The 21,737-nt window shown below is 58.0% G+C and carries 19 protein-coding genes and 1 pseudogene; 8 read left to right on the top strand and 12 right to left on the bottom strand.

Annotated elements, in window-relative coordinates; genetic code table 11:
* Positions 1 to 49: 49 nt before the first annotated feature.
* Both ACNQP3_RS18985 and ACNQP3_RS18980 read right to left on the bottom strand, forming a co-directional pair.
* Positions 50 to 1,783, bottom strand: a pseudogene (locus ACNQP3_RS18985) (efflux RND transporter permease subunit); the annotation flags it as partial.
* Entirely contained in the window at positions 1,780 to 3,012 is a 1,233-nt protein-coding gene (locus ACNQP3_RS18980) for an efflux RND transporter periplasmic adaptor subunit (RefSeq protein ID WP_073661980.1), read from the bottom strand. The gene ACNQP3_RS18980 and the pseudogene ACNQP3_RS18985, both read right to left, overlap by 4 nt.
* Before the next feature lie 119 nt (positions 3,013 to 3,131).
* Here ACNQP3_RS18980 and ACNQP3_RS18975 point away from each other — a divergent pair.
* Positions 3,132 to 4,161 (top strand): IS630 family transposase gene (locus ACNQP3_RS18975; RefSeq protein ID WP_161789755.1). Its coding sequence is split into 2 segments (ribosomal slippage): positions 3,132 to 3,586 and positions 3,585 to 4,161, totalling 1,032 coding nucleotides; the frame shifts between segments, so codons are not numbered across the junction.
* A 230-nt stretch (positions 4,162 to 4,391) separates the two neighbouring features.
* Here ACNQP3_RS18975 and ACNQP3_RS18970 read toward each other — a convergent pair.
* Positions 4,392 to 7,832 carry a molybdopterin-dependent oxidoreductase gene (locus tag ACNQP3_RS18970; RefSeq protein WP_073661981.1) on the bottom strand — a complete coding sequence of 1,147 codons (3,441 nt, stop codon included), beginning with the start codon at positions 7,830 to 7,832 and terminating at the stop codon, positions 4,392 to 4,394.
* A gap of 142 nt (positions 7,833 to 7,974) precedes the next feature.
* Between ACNQP3_RS18970 and ACNQP3_RS18965 the strand changes: the two genes are divergently transcribed.
* Positions 7,975 to 8,670: a FadR/GntR family transcriptional regulator gene (locus ACNQP3_RS18965; protein ID WP_003821135.1), complete on the top strand. Its 696-nt coding sequence runs from the start codon at positions 7,975 to 7,977 to the stop codon at positions 8,668 to 8,670.
* A gap of 155 nt (positions 8,671 to 8,825) precedes the next feature.
* On the opposite strand, the gene ACNQP3_RS18960 is transcribed toward ACNQP3_RS18965, so the two are convergent.
* Positions 8,826 to 9,236: a hypothetical protein gene (locus ACNQP3_RS18960; protein ID WP_012614065.1), complete on the bottom strand. Its 411-nt coding sequence runs from the start codon at positions 9,234 to 9,236 to the stop codon at positions 8,826 to 8,828.
* 180 nt (positions 9,237 to 9,416) lie between these two features.
* Here ACNQP3_RS18960 and ACNQP3_RS18955 point away from each other — a divergent pair, with 180 nt between their 5' ends.
* From ACNQP3_RS18955 to kdsA, 3 genes are all read left to right on the top strand, one after another.
* Positions 9,417 to 10,118: a DUF305 domain-containing protein gene (locus ACNQP3_RS18955; RefSeq protein WP_003821133.1), complete on the top strand. Its 702-nt coding sequence runs from the start codon at positions 9,417 to 9,419 to the stop codon at positions 10,116 to 10,118.
* A 10-nt stretch (positions 10,119 to 10,128) separates the two neighbouring features.
* Positions 10,129 to 10,386 (top strand): glutaredoxin family protein, encoded by a 258-nt coding sequence (locus ACNQP3_RS18950; RefSeq protein ID WP_003821132.1) that lies wholly within the window; start codon positions 10,129 to 10,131, stop codon positions 10,384 to 10,386.
* Between the two features lie 174 nt (positions 10,387 to 10,560).
* Positions 10,561 to 11,433 carry a 3-deoxy-8-phosphooctulonate synthase gene (gene kdsA / locus ACNQP3_RS18945; protein ID WP_003821131.1) on the top strand — a complete coding sequence of 291 codons (873 nt, stop codon included), beginning with the start codon at positions 10,561 to 10,563 and terminating at the stop codon, positions 11,431 to 11,433.
* A 50-nt stretch (positions 11,434 to 11,483) separates the two neighbouring features.
* Here kdsA and mobH read toward each other — a convergent pair whose 3' ends face one another.
* On the bottom strand, positions 11,484 to 13,355 hold the full coding sequence (mobH, locus tag ACNQP3_RS18940) for a MobH family relaxase (RefSeq protein WP_003821130.1): 1,872 nt from the start codon (positions 13,353 to 13,355) through the stop codon (positions 11,484 to 11,486).
* 316 nt (positions 13,356 to 13,671) lie between these two features.
* On the opposite strand from mobH, the gene ACNQP3_RS18935 reads away from it, so the two are divergent.
* From ACNQP3_RS18935 to ACNQP3_RS18925, 3 genes are all read left to right on the top strand, one after another.
* Positions 13,672 to 14,298 carry an integrase gene (locus ACNQP3_RS18935; protein ID WP_003821129.1) on the top strand — a complete coding sequence of 209 codons (627 nt, stop codon included), beginning with the start codon at positions 13,672 to 13,674 and terminating at the stop codon, positions 14,296 to 14,298.
* 12 nt (positions 14,299 to 14,310) lie between these two features.
* Positions 14,311 to 14,943 (top strand): RES family NAD+ phosphorylase, encoded by a 633-nt coding sequence (locus tag ACNQP3_RS18930; protein WP_012614066.1) that lies wholly within the window; start codon positions 14,311 to 14,313, stop codon positions 14,941 to 14,943.
* Positions 14,944 to 15,027: 84 nt separating this feature from the next.
* Complete coding sequence (locus tag ACNQP3_RS18925) at positions 15,028 to 15,393, top strand: DUF3742 family protein (RefSeq protein WP_003821127.1); 366 nt, start codon at positions 15,028 to 15,030, stop codon at positions 15,391 to 15,393.
* 11 nt (positions 15,394 to 15,404) lie between these two features.
* On the opposite strand, the gene ACNQP3_RS18920 is transcribed toward ACNQP3_RS18925, so the two are convergent.
* From ACNQP3_RS18920 to ACNQP3_RS18890, 7 genes are all read right to left on the bottom strand, one after another.
* Positions 15,405 to 16,925 (bottom strand): conjugal transfer protein TraG N-terminal domain-containing protein, encoded by a 1,521-nt coding sequence (locus tag ACNQP3_RS18920; RefSeq protein ID WP_003821126.1) that lies wholly within the window; start codon positions 16,923 to 16,925, stop codon positions 15,405 to 15,407.
* A 15-nt stretch (positions 16,926 to 16,940) separates the two neighbouring features.
* Positions 16,941 to 17,312: a hypothetical protein gene (locus ACNQP3_RS18915; protein WP_003821125.1), complete on the bottom strand. Its 372-nt coding sequence runs from the start codon at positions 17,310 to 17,312 to the stop codon at positions 16,941 to 16,943.
* Positions 17,309 to 18,706: an integrating conjugative element protein gene (locus ACNQP3_RS18910; protein ID WP_003821123.1), complete on the bottom strand. Its 1,398-nt coding sequence runs from the start codon at positions 18,704 to 18,706 to the stop codon at positions 17,309 to 17,311. The genes ACNQP3_RS18915 and ACNQP3_RS18910 overlap by 4 nt, the downstream gene beginning before the upstream one ends.
* Before the next feature lie 9 nt (positions 18,707 to 18,715).
* The gene (locus ACNQP3_RS18905; RefSeq protein ID WP_012614067.1) at positions 18,716 to 19,663 is read right to left on the bottom strand and encodes a TIGR03756 family integrating conjugative element protein; all 948 of its coding nucleotides are present in this window, start codon (positions 19,661 to 19,663) and stop codon (positions 18,716 to 18,718) included.
* Positions 19,660 to 20,106, bottom strand: a complete 447-nt coding sequence (locus ACNQP3_RS18900) for a TIGR03757 family integrating conjugative element protein (protein ID WP_003821119.1) — start codon at positions 20,104 to 20,106, stop codon at positions 19,660 to 19,662. Before ACNQP3_RS18900 ends, ACNQP3_RS18905 begins: the two co-directional genes overlap by 4 nt.
* Before the next feature lie 162 nt (positions 20,107 to 20,268).
* On the bottom strand, positions 20,269 to 20,763 hold the full coding sequence (locus ACNQP3_RS18895; protein ID WP_003821118.1) for a JAB domain-containing protein: 495 nt from the start codon (positions 20,761 to 20,763) through the stop codon (positions 20,269 to 20,271).
* Positions 20,764 to 20,945: 182 nt separating this feature from the next.
* On the bottom strand, positions 20,946 to 21,731 hold the full coding sequence (locus tag ACNQP3_RS18890) for a DsbA family protein (RefSeq protein WP_012614069.1): 786 nt from the start codon (positions 21,729 to 21,731) through the stop codon (positions 20,946 to 20,948).
* Between the last annotated feature and the right edge of the window lie 6 nt (positions 21,732 to 21,737).

Here is a 21,737-nt window from a genome sequence, read left to right as displayed (position 1 = left end):
GGTGGAAAATCGCATGTCGCGCGCAACGAAGCACAGGCCGTCGGCAATATTTATCCTGAGCAGGCACAAAACCACCAGGAACCTGTTTGAAGCCCAGGAAGGTCAGTGCCAGAAAACCAGCATACAGAATGAGTACAATTGTACTTCCGCGAACGATACGTCGAATCGTCCCAACATAGGAATTCGACAGGCTATCAAAGAAACGGTTAAAACGACGGAAAAAAGATCCGAAAAAACGATCCATTACACGAGTCAACAAATCTTGCTTCTCTATACCTTGATGTGGTTTCAGTAGTACGGAAGCTAATGCCGGAGACAATGTTAAGGAGTTGATAGCCGATAAAATCGTTGAGATAGCAATCGTCAATGCAAATTGACGATAGAATTCGCCCTGAAGCCCCGAGAGGAATGCTGATGGAATAAACACAGCTGCCAGTACTGAGGTAATAGCCAGAATTGGCCCCGTTACCTCGTCCATTGCTTTTCTTGCGGCGTCTTTTGGTGAGAGTCCTTTTGCAATATGGCGCTCAACGTTCTCAACCACAACGATTGCATCATCAACAACAATACCAATTGAAAGAACCAGACCAAATAAAGATAGCGTATTGAGTGAGAACCCAAATACATCCATTAATGCAAACGTACCCACTAATGAAATAGGCACTGCGATCAATGGGATGATTGATGCTCTCCATGTTTGCAAAAATAGCATCACGACCAGCACAACTAATATTGTGGCCTCTAATAAAGTCGTCGTGACAGATTTCAGGGAAGCACTAACAAACACGGTCGGATCATAAGCGATACTGTACTGAATACCTTCCGGAAACCTTACTTTCAGGCGTTCCATTGTTGACCTTACCGATGCAGACACCTCAAGTGCATTGGCGCCCGGGGTCATAACAATCTGCATACCCACTGCATTTTTATTATTTAGTAAACTCCTCATGGAGTAGTTATCTGAACCGAGTTCAAGACGAGCCACATCACGCAAGCGCGTAATTTGTCCGTCATCTCCGGTTTTAATAACTATATCGCCGAACTGTTCCTCAGTAGTTAGGCGCCCTAAGGCATTCACAGTGACCTGGAATGATGACGATGCATTAGGTTGCTGTCCGACAGAGCCAGCCGCTACCTGAACGTTTTGTTCTTTAATCGCAGCAGTGACATCACTTGATGTTAACCCTCTGGAAGCCACTTTATTAGGATCTAACCATACTCGCATGGCATATTCCCCTTCACCTCCCAGCGCTATGCTTGCGACACCTGGTAAGCGTGAAAGCTCATCACGTACGTTTAACATTGCATAGTTAGAAACATAAAGTGGATCATAACGCTCATCAGGAGAGAACAAATGCACCACCATAAGAATATCCGGCGAGGTTTTTTCAGTCACAACCCCTATTTGCTGGACTTCCGTTGGTAGCCGAGGCAAAGCCCGTGATACCCGATTCTGAACCTGAATTTGCGCAATATCGGGGTCAGTTCCCTGTCTGAAAGAGATGGTTAAAATCATTCGGCCGTCAGAAGCAGTTTGAGAACTCATGTAAAGCATGCCTTCAACCCCATTGATGGCTTGCTCAAGCGGGGCGGCAACAGTATCTGCTATTACATTGGGGTTTGCTCCGGGGTAGCTTGCCGTTACCTGAACGGTTGGCGGTGTTACGGACGGATATTCACTGAGAGGAAGTTGAAAAAACGCTAAAGAACCCGCTATCAGCATAAAAACTGATAAGACAATTGCAAATATGGGGCGCTGGATGAAGAAATGAGGAAATTTCATTTACTACCTCCCTCATTTTTGCCATTCGATTTTTTAGATGCACCTTCAGGCTGCCTCTCAGGTACGCTCAACAGCGTTTGCATCGATACGATGTCTGGCGTAACGGCCATCCCCGGTCGTACGAGCCCTTTTATGATAATTTTTTCCCCGGCCTTCAGACCGTCGCTGATAACACGTAATCCATCGACCATTGGCCCCAACACTATCGGGCGATACTGCGCCTTATTATTGGCATCAACAACAAGGACATACTTATTGCCCTGATCTGTGCCTACGGCTTGATCGTTTACCAAAATTACTTTTTGCTCACTACCAGTGCCTAACTGAACTCTGGCAAATGCTCCAGGAGTAAGAAGACCATCAGCATTCGGGATAATAGCCCGGACACGAACAGTGCCGGTATTACGATCAATTTGGTTGCCAACAAAATCAAGCGCCCCCCCGTGCGGATACCCCTTCTCATTTGCCAGACCTATATGTACGGGTAATTTTTCGTTGCTACGTCCGACAACATCAGGCCGAGCCTTACTGACAGTATTGAGATATGTCGCTTCATCAATATCAAAATAAACATATAAAGGGTCGGACGAAACGATTGTTGTCAATAGAGTCGCGGCCCCCCCCTGGCTGCTGCTAACCAAGTTACCTTCAGTTACTAAAATCCGATCGATACGGCCATCAATTGGCGCAGTCACACGCGAGTATGACAAATCCAGCTTTGCTGCTTCGACTGCAGCCTTCGATACCTGAACCTGTGCAACGCGGGCATTTTTCTCAGAAGATGCATCATCATAGTCTTTACGCGAAACAGCACCTCCGTTTACCAGACGGCTAATACGCTCGTAATTGCGGCTTGCCTGGAACGCCTGAGCTTCTGCCTGTCGTAATTGCGCTTGTGCACTATCAAGCACAACCTGGTAGGGCCGCGGATCGATTTGAAATAACATCTGTCCTTTCTGAACCAGACTTCCCTCCGGCACCGTAACAGATTCGATTGCCCCTCCTACCCTGGGGCGTAGCTCCACTGTTTTAATAGCCGCTAAAGAACCGGTAAATTCAGCAGAAGGTATAATATTCCGTGATACGGCAACAGCCACGGGTACCTGTGGACCTGCAGGCGCATTTGCAGTTTTTTTTTGCGTTTCGCTTGCATCATCATTTGCAAGTACCACTTCTGTATTGGCTGTCACTGCAACTGCCATCAGCAATATCCCAACTTTCATTTTCATCATAACGATCCTTTCATTCACCAAAACTCTTCGGCCAGTCCGAAGTTGGCGTCTGTAGTAATACCAATTGTCTTAAAAGTTTGATCTAATAGTGGTATTCATATTCGAGTGATTTTGATATGCATACAGCCGACGACTTTAAACAATTAGCAAAGCAAACCTCCAACGGGCAACTGCGAACCCGCTATCTAGCTTTGTATCATTTCAAGAATGGGGAAACACGAACCCAGATAGCAACTTACCTTGGGGTTGCCAGAGGCAGTGTTAATACCTGGGTATCCAACTATCTGGCGCACGGACTTGAAGGTCTGCAATCCAAACCTAGTCCGGGTAGACCCTGTCAGCTCTCCGTCTCCCAGCGAGAACAGATCGCACATTTTATCAAAGAAAATGCGGTTAAAAAGGAGGGGGGGCGTTTGATTGCACAGGATGTACGACAATACATTAGCGACACCTTCCAAATCGATTATCAGTTGCGAAACGTATACCGCATCATGGATGCGCTCGGTTTCAGTTGGATAACCAGTCGCTCTAAACACCCTAAACAATCACAACAAACCCAGGACACTTTTAAAAAATTTCCTGCTGGAAACGATCCTTCACACTCCCGGTCATCTTCCTCTGGATCGCGTTGACGTCTGGTTTCAAGACGAAGCACGATTCGGTCAGCAAAATCAGACGTCCAGAATATGGGCAGCCAAGGGCAGCAGGCCAAGAGTAGTAAAGCAACAGCAATTCGATTATGGCTATGTCTTTGGGGCGGTGTGTCCGAGCAATGGTAATACTCAGGCGCTTATCAGCCCTCTTGTGAATAAAGAGGTGATGAAGCAGCATCTGAAATTAATAAGTGAAGCGACAGAGCCTGGGCGTCATGCCGTTGTTGTAATGGATGGCGCGGGCTGGCATACGATCGATACGGCCAGCCCATTTACCAATGTCAGTCTGTTAAAACTCCCACCTTATTCTCCGGAGCTGAACCCGATGGAGCAAGTATGGCAATGGTTACGGCAACGTTGCTTATCAAACCGCGTATTTCGAGGTTACGAAGAAATAGTGGAACAGGTCTCTCGCGCTTGGAATACATTCATTGCGGATGTTGAACGAGTCAAAAATCTCTGTTGGAGAGAGTGGATAAAGTTGGTCAATTAATTAATGCAATTGGTATAATTTCTTACAGGCTAAAGCTTGTAGTAACTGGAAGGTCAAGGGGGAGGATGATAAAAACTTAGAAAGATCGCACTGATAAAATTGATTAAATCGGCTATTGAGGTGAATTCGTACAAAAAATTGAAAATTGTTTAAAACATAATGTTATTCATAGAAAAAATCAGGCCACTGAAATGGCCTGATGTAAAGGATGCTAATAGCTAGTACTTACCTCAAGCATCAATCGTGATATCACCGGCAGGAATGCACTGACATGTCAAACATGCCCCCTCATCAGAGGGCTCCACACCATTCAGATGCTGTACGTTCCCTGCAATCACCCTAGTTGAACAGCTTTCACATTGTCCAACACGACAACCACTAGGCATTTGAATCCCAAGCTTTTCCCCAAAATTAAGTAGAGTACCTTTATCCGTGGTCCAAATCTCTGTTCTTCCTGATTTTGCAAAAATGACTTTATGACGTAATGAGGGATCATTATTTATTTTTGCTGGAGAACGAAATATCTCGTAGAAAATAGCAAATGCAGGTACACCTCTCTCCTGAAGCCCTCGCGATATCGCATCCATCATAGGCTGCGGACCACACATGTAATAACGAGCATTATTCTCAATAAGATATGCCTCGACATCTCCCGCACCAACGTAACCAGCTCTATCATAATCCAATCCTGGAATATCACAGTCGAGGGGCTGATTGTAGATATTAATTACTTTAAGCCTGTCAATAGACGCATTTAGCTCCGCAATTCTTTTCTTAAACGCATGTAGCCTACTATTTTGATTAGCATAGAAAAGCCAGATCTCCGGACCTTCCGCTTGGGGGTTAATAGACTCCAGATAGGAAATGAATGGAGTAATTCCAATACCGCCAGCAAAGATTACGACAGGCTGGACGGCATTGAGCGGGACAATGAAATTCCCCCCAGGAGGGGTAAGTTCAACATCCTTGCCTATCTGCAAATGCGTGTTTATGTAGGATGACATTATTCCTTCAACATACTCACCTTTCTCATCAGTCGCTTTCTGATGACGGACAGAAATGGAATAGGTTTTACGGTCATGAACAAACGCAGGGCCTGTCAGCGAATACGCCCGGGTAACGATCTCTTCAGAATCGCTCATCGGACAACAGCTAACAGTGATATGCTGGCCCGGTTCATAATCAGGTAAGTAGCCTTCACTGTTCGATTGGAAGGTAATTGTCGTAACATTATCTGCTTCTTTTTTCAGTTCAATGACTTTGAATGTTTTACGACCTTCCCAGGGGCGCCTTATCAGCTCAAAATCATTCAAGCGGCGAATGCGGCAGCGGAATGAACGCAAAGGTAAAGCACCGCTGACTGGATCATAGCTATCACCGCTGATTAAACTATTGTAATTGCTACTGTACTCACCTTTAACCGGGTATGAAGGTTTGCCAAAATCAGGACAAGCCTGCCACCACCCAAACTCAGCAATTACAGTTTCATGAGAGAGTTTGGCTTCCACTTTTGCTCTAAATCGAGCAAGACCTGCTCTCGTTTCAATTTCTACCCAATCCCCCGTCTTGATACCTTCTTCGTCAGCCAGAGTTGCCGAAATGTCTACCGTTGGATAAGGTGCTTTTTTTCGTAGGCTAGTCAGGCTTCGATGTTGGCTATGACAGAAGAATCCGCTTTTAACGGATGTCAGCATTAATGGATAATCAGGATCGTTGCGCTGGTATTCTTGCGGCTGTACATACTCAGGTAAAGGATTGTAACCATAGTGATGAAGGATCTCAGAGTAAAACTCTGCACGTTTTGTTTCTGTATTGAAACCTGCCAGATATCCACTATTTGGGTCTCTGAAAGCATATTTTCTGACTTTATGCTCAAGCGGGATATCGTAACCTTCTGGCTTATTTCTGAGCATCTCAACAGTCAAACCTAATGGTTCTAGTTGATAATTCCAGGCTGCCTCAATATTGCCGTCGAAGAACGCTTCATTCATTCCTAACCGGCATGCAAGATCGAAAACAATCTCAAGGTCGGAACGGCTTTCACCGCGCGGAGAGACCATTTTTTTTCTCAACTGAATGTGGTCCTGAGCAGCAGCACTACTTTCAAACCCGGTTCTTAGGCCTTCGCGCTCCCAGGCAGTGTTAACTGGCAGAAGGATATCAGCATACTTTGATGTAGGCGTTTCAAACAAATCTACATGGGCATAAAACTCAAGCGCCTCAAGCGCCTGTTGTCCGAGAGAAGTATCACTTTGTGAAAGTAATATGTTGGCACCAAAGCCAATTAACCCGCGAATTTTATAGGGTGTACCTTCTAATACTGAATGCCAGATATCCTGAGAATGAACCCAACCTTGTGAAGGCGGCCCGATAGGCCTTTCTTCAAGGCCTAATGCTTTATCCCATTGTGATTTAGGCATCAATGTCGGTGAATTAACCACATTTACCGGGTGGCTGGCATAGATTCGATTACATCCTTCCTGATCGAAACAACCGGTTAAAGCATACAGTGTCGCAATCGCACGTTCTGTTTGGGTGGCATTAGTGTGTTGAGCCACTCCAGACCAACTGTGGTAGGCGATTTTCTTGGCCCCGGCAATCAAACTCGCAGCGGCTTCAATTGACGCAACAGATACCCCGGTGATACGGCTTACGTTTTCTGGGTCATAATTAGCCAACATATCTTTAAAAGATGAAAACGCCGTTTGGCAGGAAATTTTTGCACCATCAGCTATTGCGACTTCAACATTGCCCTCAAGTGCAGCTGTAGGCATCAGCGTTTCTTCAGTTCGAGTCTCGGAATCGATAAATGTGACTTGCTGGTTGTGTTCGTCCCAAACTGTATAGCGATTACTGATGGCAAGTGGGTTAATATCTTTTTCCCGAAGAAAATAACCATTATCATTTCGAACCAACAAAGGACCATTAGTCCAGTTTCGAACAAACTCATGATTAAACAGGTTTCGTTCTACCAGGAGATGGCTTAACCCCAAAGCTAATGCACCGTCAGTTCCAGGATTGACATCAAGCCAGGCATTTGCTTCTTTCGCTAAGGGTGTCGGGCGAGGATCCACGACAATCAGTTTTGCGCCGTTATTTCGACCAGTACCAATCGCACTAGCCTGGGCAAGCCAAGTATTCGCGGGGTTATGCCCCCAAAGAAGAATAAGATCGGCATGGGAATAATCAGCAACAGGAATGCCGCAGCCAAAGGTCCATCGATGTGCAACGTCTTTATGCCAGTTACATATCTCAGTTCCATAGCTGGTATTTGGGCTGCCATAGATACGAACAAATCGCTCTAACCATTCAATTGCATCACTGAGGGGGGTACCGCTTGGGCTCGTAAAGCCGAAAGCGACAGATTCAGCTCCATCCTCTCGTTTAAATTTTTCCAGTTGTCCGGCTATCGTTGACATAGCCTCTTCCCAACTTATACGTTGCCAGCCCGGATCCTCTGCACCTTTAGGATGAGTTCTCTTCATCGGGTACAGAATTCTATTTGCGCTGTCCACCAGCTCAGGTGCCGCTTTCCCCTTCATACACATGGCCTTACCATTAGGGTGTTCAGGGTTAGCCCGTACCTTGATCAGGTGGTCATTTGCTACTTCACTCAGCGTCCCACACCGCGAACGGCAAAGTGTGCAATATCCGGGAATAATATCTGACATTGGAAACCTCACTACTAAAAACAGTTAATATTCTTTAAAATTGCTCTTTTGTCAAATACATAGAATCATCCTATGTATAAGGCCTGAGTTGCTACAATCGAGGTCCGATGGGCTCCCGTCTCTACGTCATTTGAGAACCGCGATGAATAACCGCTTCACACTCCCACAGGCGCCGCGGCGTTCGCTCGTCGATTCGACGATTGAGCTGATCCGCGGCCAGATCGAGGGAGGCGCCTGGAAGGTCGGCGAGCGCATCCCCAGGGAGCAGGAACTGGCCGAGATGCTGGAGGTTGGCCGCAACACGGTGCGGGAAGCCATTCGCGTGCTCTCGCACGGCCAGGTCCTGGAAGTCCGCCAGGGTGATGGCACCTACGTGCGAACCAATATCGATCCGGCCGAGGTCATGCGCCGTGTCGGGCGTTCCGGCTTGCGAGAGCACTTCGCGTTGCGCTGCATGCTGGAAACCGAGGCGGCCAGGTTGGCCGCGGTGCATCGGTCCAAGGCGGACGTTGGGCTGCTGCGCCGACTGTTGAAGGCCCGCGGCGAGCAGGAGCAACACGCATCGAGCGCGGCCTTTGCCGAGGCCGATACGGCTTTCCACTGCGCGATCGCCGGGATGTGCGGCAACGGCGCGCTGGCTGAGCTGTACCGCTACTTCGCGAACTCGGTCCGCATGAACACGCTGACTGCGCTGAAGGACAAGGAACTGCCCGAGCCGGGTCTCGCGACCCATGAGGCGATCGTGGATGCTATCGAGCGCCAGGATGGAGAAGCAGCTGCGGCGGCTGTGCGGAACGTGGTCGCTCCGCTGATTGCGGCACTTGAGAAATCGGGTTGATCCGAGCGCGACTCCCGCGCTGGCAATGCCGCTTTCCATCGAGCAGCCGGTCGCCGGCCCCGTTGATCGGAACGCGGGTTGTTTCCCGGAGAGCACGCGGTAGCCGGTCCTCATGGATAGGCCCTTGGTGCGCTACAGCGACCGGACGGTGCTGTTCATATCGAATCTTCGACGCGACCACCCGCCAGGACATACCGGGCCAGCGCCTCGGCATCGGCGTGGGTGGCCCGGGTGGACTGCGGTGTACCGAAAGCCTGGACGAGCTTTGGCAGCATGGCCTCCAACTGGGCTCGCTTATCCGAATCCGGTTCGACGTGGATGAGCGCGAGCAATGTGCCGCCAAGCGTCTCCTTGTGAGTCTTCAGCCAGACGCCGCGCTGAGCGCGATCGTCGAGAGTCTCTTCTGGCCCTCCCGCGACGTAGATAAGCACGAAGGGCTTTCCGCAGGCGACGAGTTCATCCATTTCCGCGCACCAGGCGCTGCTGTATCCGTTGTAGATGCTTGCGCCGTCGAAGCGGACGATGGGGAAATCGCTGGTGTCGTGAACTTTCGGTTGCTGGGACATGATCCTGGACTCTCGCTATTAACGTCCTAACATCCTACCTTTGTTGAGAATTACTTGCAACTGAAATGGGCATGGGCACACCGCCGTGCAGCGCCAAGTGACGGGCGAAATAAGGGCTTGACCTTCCAACAATGGGAGGCCCTACAGTGAACCCATCAACCTCATTCAAGGAGTTTTTTCATGAAGGTCAACAAGTTCAGCCTCTTGTTCATTGCGGGCGCCGTCGTGGTCGCCGCCGGCCTGATGGCCGTCCAGAAGAAGGTGGTCGTCCCGTCGGGTGAAGCGATGCAGGCCAGTGCGGGCGGAGGTCACCAAGGGCACGCGATGCCCTCCAGCGCCTCGGCCAATGACAGTCCTTCCACGACCGCGTATCGCGCCGTGAACGACCAGATGCACGCCGGGATGGGAGCGCAGTTCACTGGCAACGCCGACGTCGATTTCATGCGTGGCATGATCCCGCACCACCAGGGCGCGATCGACATGGCCAAGGTGGCGCTGCAGTACGGCAAGGACCCGGAGGTTCACAAGCTGGCCCAGGAGGTCATCACCGTGCAGGAAGGCGAGATCGCCATGATGAACAAGTGGCTGGGCGACAACGGCCAGCAGGCGGCGGCCGGCAGCTCGGGCGATGCCTCGACGGCCGCCTACCGTGCCGGCAACGACCGCATGCATGCGGACATGATGATCGACTTCAGCGGCGACGCCGATGTGGACTTCATGCGCGGCATGATCCCGCACCACCAGGGTGCGATCGACATGGCCAAGGTGGCGCTGCAGTACGGCAAGAACCCGGAGGTCCGCAAGTTGGCTCAGGAGGTCATCTCCGCGCAGGAAGGCGAGATCGCCATGATGAAGAGTTGGCTTGTCGCTCGGGGCAAGTGAAGGCACGACCATGAACCAAGCCAACACCCCGCGCATCCTCATCTATAGCACTCCAACTTGCCCGGACTGCCGGGCACTAAAGGAGTGGTTGTCCCAGCAGGGCATCGCGTTTGAAGAGCGCGACCTGACCGACCCGAAGATTTCCGCGGAGGCCAAGTCACGAACCGGCGTGCGCGTGGCCCCGATCACGATCGTCGGCGACGAGGTCTTCTATGGCACCTTCGCGAGCCAGAAGCCGAGGCTGATGAAGGCGCTCGGTCTTCAGTGAGCCGCTGAAGGAAGACCGTGGTCACGGGCGGAGTCGCCGGTGCGGACCCCGGTCGGACCCTGTAAGCGCTGTTGTGGACGCGTCTGCACGCAAAGCTCAAGACCGTGAGGCATTCTTCGCCGACGACGCTCGGCGCTTTCGCCTGCGGTCGTTGACATCACGAGAGGAATTTTTATGCGATCGACATCATCAGCCACCTCCCTGCACGTCGCCATTTCCGAGGGCATCACAGTCGCCAACGACCTGCCGTTCGTGCTGTTCGGCGGCATCAACGTCATCGAGGATCTCGATACGACCCTGGCTGCGGCTGAGCACTTCGCGGAGGTGACGCGCAAGCTGGGGATACCCTTCGTTTTCAAGGCGTCGTTCGACAAGGCCAATCGCTCGTCGATCCATTCTTTCCGAGGTGTCGGCCTGGAGGAAGGGCTGCGGGTCCTCGATGCGGTCAAGTCGCGGTTCGGATGCCCAGTCTTGACCGACGTGCATGAGGTTGAGCAGGCCATGCAGGTCGCTGCCGTTGCCGACGTACTGCAAGTTCCGGCCTTCCTGGCCCGGCAGACCGATCTGGTGGCCGCCATTGCCCGCACCGGTCGGGTAGTGAATGTCAAGAAGCCGCAGTTCCTCAGCCCGGGCCAGATCAGGCATGTCGTCCACAAACTGCACGAGGCTGGCAACCCGCGCGTCCTGCTGTGCGAGCGTGGCACGCAGTTCGGCTACGACAATCTCGTCGTGGACATGTTGGGCTTCCGCGAAATGAGCGTTGCCAGCAGTGGCCTGCCACTGGTGTTCGACGTAACCCATAGCCTGCAGCGGCGAGAAGCGGATGCGTTGGCTTCGGGTGGGCGTCGCCAACAGTTGCCCGAACTCGCGCGGGCCGGCATGGCGGTCGGCATTGGCGGTTTGTTCCTCGAAGCACACGCCGACCCGGCGCATGCACGTTGTGACGGACCCAGCGCTCTGCCACTGGACACGCTCGAACCGCTGCTGCGGCAGGTCAAGGCGGTGGACCAACTCGTCAAGTCGTTCGAGCCTCTTCGGATCGACTGAAGCTTGCCACCCGTTCAAACAGAACGTGTGGCACTTCCCCTCTTAGTCGGCTATTTGAGCGACAGATAAGGATTGTTCGGTGGAACGGCATCGAATATGTGCGATGGGTCTTCGAGCAAATAGCCATGCACCTGGCGCGTTTTGCGCGGTCCCATGACCTCGCACGTCCTGATGTTCAGACCCGATGGCTGTTTCCTGTGGAGTCCGAGTTTTTCAAAGCGCTTCTGCACCCACTGCCAGTCCTGCAGGGCCGCGTCCTTCGCAAGCGGCCCAATGGTTGGATGCTCTTGTGCGTAGCGCTGGAAAACACCAGGGCTGATCAGGTAAACCGTGTCGGACACGGTATGTACCAGGGCCTTGGCGTCATTGATGATGAGCTTGCGGGTCTGGACGGCCTGTTTCAGCCAGGCCATGAAATGCTCGCCCGATGGCCGCCCGGTAAATGAGGCGAAATCGTGCGGCGCAGGCGCGGCGGTCGGCGCCGAAGGACCTGGGGCCGATGCGGGAGGGTCGAGCGGCACCGCTGCATCGTCGGCACCCTCTGGCGGGGCTTCGACGGACTGCTCCGGCTCAGGCGTTGTCTCGAACATCGCCAGCATGCTTTCCAGTGGGTCGGCCGGATTGCGCTGCGTGCTGGGAGGTATGGCGTGACTTCCGCCCGACTGATCTGGACGGCTGCTTGCTGCGGGCTCCTTCTCCGTTGCCACCGCTGCTCCAGGTAGCAATGCAGCGTCGGGTGCGGACGGGCGCGGCCCGTCCTCGGCCTCGCCGGCGTTGTCCACGGTCACGGTTCCCGCAAATGGGCTGGGTCGCTCCGAGGGCTCCCAGATCAGCGCCGGGGCCAGGCGCAGGAGCGTGAAGGCATGGGACCAGCCACTCTCACTGGTAATAGTTGCGCGCCAGATGGCCTTGCCGGAGGCGGTGGGCTGCAACATGGCATGATCCTGTAGCACGTTGAACACGGCCGTGTTGTTCGCGGGGATGCCATCGACCCCCTGGGACAGCAGGTGCGCGCGCAGCTTGTCCGAGACTGTCTTGCTCACCAGCCACAGCGCGTCCTCGGTGAGCCAGCCATCGGAGGCCTCCGGCTGGTTCAGTTTCAGCTCTTCCTTGAGCAGGTAGCGCAGCCCGTTGACCAGCTTGCGTTGGAGCGAGTGCTTGGGCGCGGCCATGGCGCGCGCGGGATCGCCGCCCAGCTCCTGGGCGACGGAGGCGCGGTCGGCCTGCACGACAAGCTCGCCCAGAACCCCGGCGTGCTCGTACTGCCCAGCCAAGACGTAGAGCAGCGGCGCCCACAAGGATGGATAGCCACTGAGCCAGTCCAGCAGATCGCGATTGAGCAATTGCTGGTACAGCAAGCCTGTCGCGGCGCTATGAAGCCGGTACTCGCGGTCGTCGCGGTAGCGGAAGCGGTACGGTTGGCGCAGCGGGCCGTGCCATGGGTGCCAGGTGCTGCCGTCGGCCAGCTCGACGTGCAGATCGACGGCCACCTTGCCGATGTCATGGAGCAGTGCGGCATAGGCGACGGCCGCAGTCCAGGCTTCGGCCTGCGCCGCCTGGTCTTCGGGGCTGGCCCCGATGGGCAGCAGATGGGACTGCCGCAGCTTTAGGCTGTAGGCGACGATTTCGAGGCCATGGTCGAGCATGCCGCCCGGGTAGGCATGGTGATGCGCTTCGGAAGCCGGGAAGGCCTGGACCAGCTCGGCGTAGCGCTCCAGCGGCGCGCGGTACAGGGAGGCGAACTGCTTGCGCGAAAGCGAGGTGCGCTGCCAGATGTGTTCCAGCAGCTTCTGCCGGCGCGGGGTGGCGAGCAACGATGCGGCCGACTCCGGCCGCATCAACCCTTTCGGGAGGTCGGTGGCGGGTGCTGGCGACGGCGCGGCAGCGACCGGGGGCCGTTTTCGCTGGAACAGGGAGAGCATGTCGGTGTCCTGATGGCGGGCCGGGCGGGAGGCCTTTTGGCCTTTTCAAGGTAGGGCCTTTCCCCTTGCACCCCATTCCCTTGCCGTTTCGACCCTTTGGCCTTTAACCGTTTCGGTATAGCGGGGCCTGGGCTGCGGCTCCAGCGTCAATGCGGAACCCGCACGAATGGATTAGACGGCGACCTGGCGCTGGGCCCCGGCCTATGCTGCCGGGGCGCTACACCGCCAGGTAGGCTCCCACCCGGGCGACTAAGTTGACAAATGCGACAAAGGAGACTAGAGTGAATCCTGTCTCAAACCTACCTGGGAGCTGACCATGCCCACTGCGATCGAATTCATTGCCGACCGGCTGCCGCGAGTCACGGTGGAGGATGTGCGACGCTTCGCCGATACCGTCGAAATCCGGGATGCACCGGCGTTCGCGGCTGAGTTGCAGGCGTTCATCCACGAGCGCGTGGAGGCGGTGACGCTGCCCGCCAACCTGGAAGGTGAAACGGTGGCGCAGGCCTTGCAGCGCAAGGCGGCCGCGTTGCGCTCCGACACGCGCTGGACACCGGCTGAAACCGATGTCCAGCGAGGCCGCGCCTTGCTGCTGGAAGCCTTCAACCAGCCGGACAACCTGCCGCCTGCCGAGTTCGCCAAGCTGGCGGACAAGTCGCGCCAGCAAATCTACAAGGACATCCTCGCCCGTCGGCTGCTGGCGCTGAACGTGGGGCCGCGCGGCCAGAAGCTGCCCGACTGGCAGCTCGACCCGGTGAAGCAGCAGTTGACCCAAACCGTGCTCCAGGAGGTCGAGGGCATCGACCACTGGACGATCTACCGCGCGCTGTCCGAACCCCTCGAAGGCCTGGGTGGTCGCTCGCCCGTGGATGCGGTGACGCATGGCACGATCGATGACGTGGCCGAGGCCGTGTTCAACGTGCTGGGCGTCCAGGTGCATTGAAGCGAGACCGCCATGAGCCACGAGCTGCCTTCGTTCCTGATCGATGCCGGTGAACTGCTCCAGCATGTGAGCCGCGTCGTCTATCGGGGCAGCCCGCTGTACTATGGCCGCAGCAGCACGAATCGCTACGATGACCCAGCGGGGGCCTACGGCGTGCTCTACCTGGGGCGCGACCTGCCCACGGCGCTGATGGAGTCGGTGTTTCACAAGCACCAGTGGCTTGCGGACACGCAACGCTCGATCGCGCTGAAAGAAGTCCAAGCCCGGATGGTGCGCGCAGTAGGCGTGATGGACGACGTGTTTCTGGCCGATCTCACGGCGCAGGGCGTCATGGCGGGCTACTTCGGCCTGAACCTGGAGCAGTTGGCCAGCCGCGACTACACGCACACGCAGCGGGTGTCCGCCCAGGTGCATGCGATGCTCGGAGATGATGGCCAGGCGCTGTTCGACGGGGTGCTCTATCCGTCGCGCAACAACTATCCCGCCAAGAGCATCGCCCTGTTCGAGCGTGCGGGAGCGAAGGTTGGCGTCATCGAGGACATCGACCTGGTGGACCATGTGGACTGGCCGCGTTTCGTTGTTACCTACCGCATCGGCGTTGAACCCGACCCCGGCCCGGTGGGGCCGGATGACGAAGCGTCCTGAAGCAGCAAGAAAACACATTGAAGCCGCAAACCGAATGAAGTGGAGCAAACTGGAATAGGCATTCCTCAACAGCAGGAGACGACCATGAACACGACGACCCGCACCAGCACCGCAGAACGCCTCGGCCGCGCCTTTGGCCGCGGATGGCGTGCCTATGCGCGACGCGAACGGCGGGCGTCGAACTGGTTGGTGTCCAAGGGCATGCCGCGAGCTGGCGCTACCGCGCTCGTGTGGGTAGCCAAGCTGGCTGTACTGGGGGTGCTGCTCTACGTTGCGTTTTGGTTTGCACTCGTGATGCTGGGCGTTGCGGCGGCGGGATGGGCTGCTGCTGCAAATACTTCGGATGAGGACGAGTGGCCTTTCACCGACCTCACCGAGCTGCGCAAGACGCCGGGCTACGATCCCAACCTGTACAACGACACGTCGCACGAGTTGTACACCGACGACTGACCGGCCTCGCGCTATTTCAGTTTTCCTCCGGTGAGCGCCCCGGCACCCTTGCCGCCAGCTTGGCCGGCGCTCTTGCTGCCATCGGAAAGTCCCTGGATGACGTGCCCGGCCCGAATCCCAACCCAGGTAAGGCTCGCCAGCCAGAATCCCGGCAGAACCAGGAACATCGTGCCCATGACGAACATCAGGAGCATGTCGCCGAAGGCGTTGTTCAACCCTACCAGCGGGTCAAAGTTGGTGTGCGGCCGGTTCCAGCCAAAGCCCCAGCCATAAAGCGCGTCCAGAATCGTTGAATCGATCCAGCGTGCGAGCTGGAACCAGAAGTCCGTGAAGAACAGCGCGAACTGCACGACGCTGACGGTGACGACCGTCTTCAGGTCGTAGGTGCCCACAACCAGCACGAGCGGGATGCAGATGACCAGCGCCATCTTCAGTAAGGCGAGGATCATGGGCAGGGATTGGCGCACGACATCCATGGCAGGAAACGCGGCAATCGCGCCGACTGCCATCCCCACGTCGCCCGTGGCGCGCGTCACGATGTTCGGCAGGGTCTTGTCGATCTGGCCGCCGTAGTCCGTATAGACGCTGCCCTGGTTCAGTTTCTGCTGCCGCGGTGACGCGATGGCGCGGATCACCGAATCGTCCACCTCGGCCCGGCTGAGGAACCCGGCCCAGCCCGCCAGGCGATTCAGCAGGGTCGGGTCCACTTGCCCCAGCAGCCGCGCGCGCAGGCCGTTGCTGCCGTCTGACCACCACTGCCTGCAGGTCGGGTAGCCGCCACCATTGGCAACCTGCGCGAGGCCTGCATCGCGGGTGTCGTCATAGGGCCATGCCTCGCGCGCCGTGCTGGAGCGGTAGCTGTCGTAGTAGCCACCCGTGTCCGTGAAAAAGCGCGAGCCGATCCAGGTTACGTCGTGCATCTGCTGCTCATCGAGATCCGGGCGCTGCATGAACAATTTGGCCCGCGCAGGCCCATAGCAATCCCGCGAGAAGTCCGCGACCTCCTGAGCCAGTACCGGGTCGTCAATGCGGGTCGCGTCGATCTCCATCCTCATCTGCCGCAGGTCCGTACCGCACGGGATCGCCGCTACCGAGGCGCTCGTGACGGCGCGCGAGAGCGCGTGCATGAAAGCCCACCAGACCGGCACCTTCGCCGACTGGTTGTTGATGGTGCTGAAGGACTGCGACCAGCCGGTTTCCGTGGGCTGCGGCACGCTGACCTGGCACTGCGCCGAGCGCGAGCTGTCGTACTGGATGGTGCTGAGGTCCACGTCGATGAACGGAATGCCCGCGAACATCACCACCACGATCGCGACGAACACCCGGTTCTCGATACGGGCGGCACTCAGAACGCCTTTGTTGCCCTCGTCAGCGCCTTCCGCGCGGGCCTTCAGCCACTCCTGCACGACGATGGCGACGAAAGGCAGCGCGAACACCCCGCTGGACACCAGCACGGCCCAGATACCGTTGTTGACGATCCAGGACACGAGGGTGAGGTAGTACTCCAGATAGTCGGTCGTGAAGAGCGTCATGGCCCCGATCTCCCCTCAAGCGGCCTGCATCAACAGGCTGGCTTCCAGCGCGACGATGGCGACGACGCCGGCGACCTCGGTACGGATCAGCCGGCGCCGCGCCTGCCCATCTGTCCCGCTTTGGTCTTCGCGGGCCAGCACCCGGCGGCGCATCCAGAACCATCCATAGGCCGTTGCCGCGTACACGCACAGCCGCCAGATGAAGAAATACCCTGCGGAGGCCGCCAGCCACCGTTCCCAGCCTGCAACGCTGCCGACCAGGTTGATGCCCGCGACGTTCGCCCCCACTGCGGCGGCAACGATAAGCACCAGCCACAGCAGCGTCTTCGCCGCGCGCCGGCTGAACAACCAGCGCAGCGGCCGCCAGGCCATGCGCGCCGGGCTCATGGCCGACTCCCCGGATTGCCCTTCTGGAGCTGGTCGAGACGGTCCGGCACAGGATCGCCCTCGTAGATGCCGCGCGAACCGGCCGCGCGCGCGCCGTGGCGCTGGATGATCGCCATGGGCGAGTTGTTCGCCAGTTCGCGCCGCAGCTCCAGTTCGGTCTTGAGGTTGCGAATCTCACGGTCGAGCGTGTCGCTCTCGTGGTTCACCGCCTCCACGGCAAGTTCGTTCGCCGCGACGTTGGGCTCCTTCTTGCCCGTGAGCAGCGTGCGCTGCAGCAGCAGCGCTTTCTCCAGCACGGATGCCAGCGCGACCTCGGACGCGAGGCGCTGCGACAGCAGGTGCTGGTCGGGCTCGTCGCGCAGCGCCTCGATCACGCCGCGCGTGATCGGCAGCGACGCACTGCCAGCTTCGCGCAGGTTCTCCGGCGTCGTGTTCTTGGCCTTGGTTACCAGGTCCTGGAGCGCCTGCAGCTTGGCGTCGTACTCCTCCTGGATCAGCGGCGTGAGCCCGACGCCCGGCGTCGTCTCGGTCTTGGTGCAGGCATCGCACGTGCGCTGCTCCTTCTCGCCGAGCACGCGCGTGGCCCACTCGACGGCAGCCTGCGGCGAGGTCCAGGTCTGGCACGAGAGACTGCTGCAACTGGCCGGCGCAATGGACGAGGTGTCGGTCACGCCGCGGCCGTTGACCAGGTTGTAGCCAGCGCGGGTGACATCGCCGACGACCTTGATCGCGGGCTGGCCGGAGCCGCCCGCGTTGCTGCCCCCGACCCACGGCACGCCGTCATTGCCGCGGCGCGTCTCGGCCTGCTCGATGGCCGAGACCGCATCCGTGCTCGACACGGCATCGCGCAGCGCCAGCCCTTCGGCCATCTGGCTCCAGCCGAGTTGGCCGCCCGCCGTTTCGGCCATCTTCTCGGCCATGGCACGGCACGTCAGCTTGCTGCGGTCGAAATCCAGCCGCGCCTGCAGCACGCCATTGGTGAGCAGGTTGTACAGACCGGGATCGGCCCGCTGGATGATCAGTGCGGGCAACGATGCCACCGCACTGGTGGCACTCTGGATCACCGACGACATGATTTGCTGGAAGCCGTTGGTAATGCCGTTAAGTTGGTTCTTCAACGTGGTCTGGATGCTCATGTCGCCGCAGATCAAGTTGCTGTTCCAACCCACGCCGACACCGATGGAGCGCATGCCGGCTGCACGTCCCATCGACACGGCGTTGCCGCCACCGATCGAGTACATGACGTCATCGCCGATGACGCTGCCGCTGGTCTGGTATCCCAGTTGACCCCAGGCCACGCCGCTGCCCAGCGCGAGCGCGCCGGCCAGTGCCAGGACGATCTCCGTGCGACGTACCCGGCGGGAGAACGGATTGAATGCAGGACGGAACTTCATGGCACCCCCTCAGAGGAAATCGACGCTGCCCAGGAACACCTGGCCCCGGCGCTCGCAGCAGGCATACGGCCGCCACAGCGCCCATGCGTAGTCGCCTTGCTGGGCCTGGGTAAGGAAGCCGCTGCGCGGGAAGACCGTGCAGGACGAGGACAGGACGGGCGTGAGTTCTTGCCACTTGCCGGTCGAGGCATCGCCCTCCATCAGCGCGCCGGCCGGCCAGTAGCCGTCACGGGAGTTGGCAAGCAACGGCTGATAGACGTGGATCTGCCCGCGGCGCGTGACCACATCGCCCGCACGCTGGGCCACCACTGCGCCGGCCTTGAAGTCGTCGGTCTGGTGCAGGAAGCCGCCACGGGGATACACGTTGCCCCAGAGATTCATCGTGGTACGGGCACCGACTTCGCGCCGGCCCGGAATCAGCGCTTCCGGGTAGGCCATCTCGGGCACGTTGTAGCGCCAGGCCAGCGTATCCAGGGTGCTGAGCAAGTACGGCATAAACGCCGTGCCCGCGCCCTCACAGAAGTAGCCTGACGAAGAGACGAACTGGTTGAACACCTCTGCGCCGGGGTGACCGATGACATCCGCGTTCTTGAATTTGGCGAGGCTGTTTTCGTGATCCTCGTTCGTCGTTCCGTCGCCGCCAGCTTGGGCGGACGGGTTGGGCGTGCTCATTGCCTGGACTTCGACCCAGGGGTTTTCTCCGGTATTCGAGTACGACGACACCACTGCATCGGGGATGTAGTGGCGCACCTTGATCGACGTGCGCACGGTGCAGCCCGTCCATGTGCAGTAGAGCCAGTAGCAGATGCCGACGACGCGGTATTCGAGGCAATCGGGCGATGCCACCGAGCCGATGATGGTCGCTGTATTGAGGGCGTAGCTGCCCGTGGCGCTGAGCAGCAGCAACGAAGCCACGCCAGCGCGCAGGCGGCGCATCAGGTCGAATGGTCGGGTCACGGCTGGGTCCTCCGGTGCTGCTCGATGCGCGCGACAGCGCGAGCCACATCCGGCTCGCCATAGACCACATAGCGCCTGTCCACCACCACGGCCGGGAGGCTGGTGATGCCGAGGCTCCATGCGTCGGTAACGCCTTGGTATGCGGAAGCGATGCGTCGCTGCAGATCGGCACCGCCGCCATTCAGCCGGCGCTTGACGATGGCCGTCGCCTGTTCGGGGTCGGTGGGCAGTCCCGCGGAAAGCTCCGCTTCAATCCTGTGGGCTTCGTCCAGCTCGATCAGCCGCTCGCCGCCCATGGTCTTGACCGGGTGGCGGCTGTCGGTGACGACCACCACGTCGGCGGCGAAGGTGGCCGGGCTGAAAACGGCCAGGGCTGCCGGCAGCGCCACGGCCCGGCCGAGGGTTCGCCAGCCCGGCGCGAACCTGGAAAGGGATGCTGTCATGTCGCGTGCCCTTGAAGTTGATCAGAGCAGTAGTCAAACGCGAAGCCGACGCGGCCCCAACAAACAATGCGCATCGCGCACTGCCCGCATACCTGCTTGTCTCGCGCCCATGAAAAAGCGGAGGCCGAAGCCTCCGCGTGGATCAGGGAGCCGATGCCGTCGCTACAGCAGGCCGGATTCCGCGAACGAGTACGGCGTGCCCTGGCCGACGATGAGGTGATCCAGCACCCTCACGTCGATCAGCGACAACGCGGCCCTCAGCGTTTGGGTCAACGCACGGTCCGCGCTCGACGGCTCCGTGCAGCCCGAAGGGTGTTGGTGAGAAAAAATGACCGCTGCCGCATTCAGTTCCAAGGCACGCTGCACGATCGGACGCGCATGCACCGAGGTCGAATGGATCGTGCCTCTGAACATCGGCTCGTAGGCCAGCACCTCGTGCATGCTGTTGAGGAACACGATGGCGAAGACTTCATTGGGCTCGGCGGCCAGTTTCAGGCGCAGGTAGTCCTTGACGGCGGCAGGCCTCTCCAGGGATGGCCCCTTCTTGAAGACCCGCTGCTCCAGCAGCGCGATGGCTTGCCGGATGATCCAGTCATCGGATTGGGACATGGGGGCAAAACGTGGCTCCACGCAGGAGTCGTTGGCGACGAGAGACATGGCGGACCTCCAGAAAGTGAGCGGAGGGCGCCACCCTGGGAGGGCAAGCCCTCCTGGGGATGGAAACAGCGGAACAAGGTGCATCCATCACCGCGCGGCGGTGATTGTTCGCGGCCAGGATGCGAAAGCGAACGGGTAGCGGTCAGCGCGGCGAGCCGCGCCGTAGCCTTCAAGACCGAGGGCTACCTGGGCATGTCGCCGACAACGTCGGCAGGCATTTCGGATGTGGGGGTGGCGGGCGAACCCGGCGCGTCGCTGGCCATTTCCCCGGCCGCCAGCAGGTCCATGGCCGAGAGCAAGGCATCGCCCTCGATCGGCCCCTGCAACAGGATGGCCTGGCCCGTCTGGCGATCGAGCAGTCGCAGCGACGGCGTGGCGGTCACGCCGCTCTTGGTGGCTTCCGCGGCCTGCGCGCGGATGGCCACGTTGGGGCGCTCGCTAGCCATGCACTGTTCGATGGCTGACGTTGTTTCGGGGTAACGCAAGCCATCGGGCAAGCCCTGGCCGTCGCTGCGCGTGTGGGCATAGACCCATTCGACCGCCTGCCAGAACGCCGCATGCCCGCCCGCTTCGGCGGCGCACTCGGCCAGACGTGCCTCGGCCGACGCGGCAGGCTCGTGCGCGGCCAGCGGCTGGTGATGCCATTGCAGCGCCACGTCGGTGTTGTTGCCGACCCAGCGCTTGAGCTGCGGGAAATACTCCCGGCAGAACGGGCATTCCAGGTCGGCATAGAGCGTCAGCGTGAAACGGCCTTCCGGGTTGCCCATCTGCCAGGGTGGCCCAGCGACCTGCGCCGTGCTGACCGGCGCGCGCGACGGCGCTGAGGATTCGCCGGGCGTCCGGGACACCAGCCAGATCAGCAGCAGCGCGACCAGCGCAGCAGCCAATACCCAGGGCCAGCGAGGCCGCCAGCGGCGACGGCGGAACGCCTGGACCTGCATCGGAATGGAAGGACGTTTCTGTTCCATGGCGTT

This window comes from Pseudomonas sp. LFS074 (genome assembly GCF_047978165.1).
Classification (GTDB): Bacteria; Pseudomonadota; Gammaproteobacteria; order Pseudomonadales; family Pseudomonadaceae; genus Aquipseudomonas; species Aquipseudomonas putida_P.
Note: the sequence above shows the minus strand (reverse complement) of the source record. Positions and strands in the feature narration are given on the sequence as shown.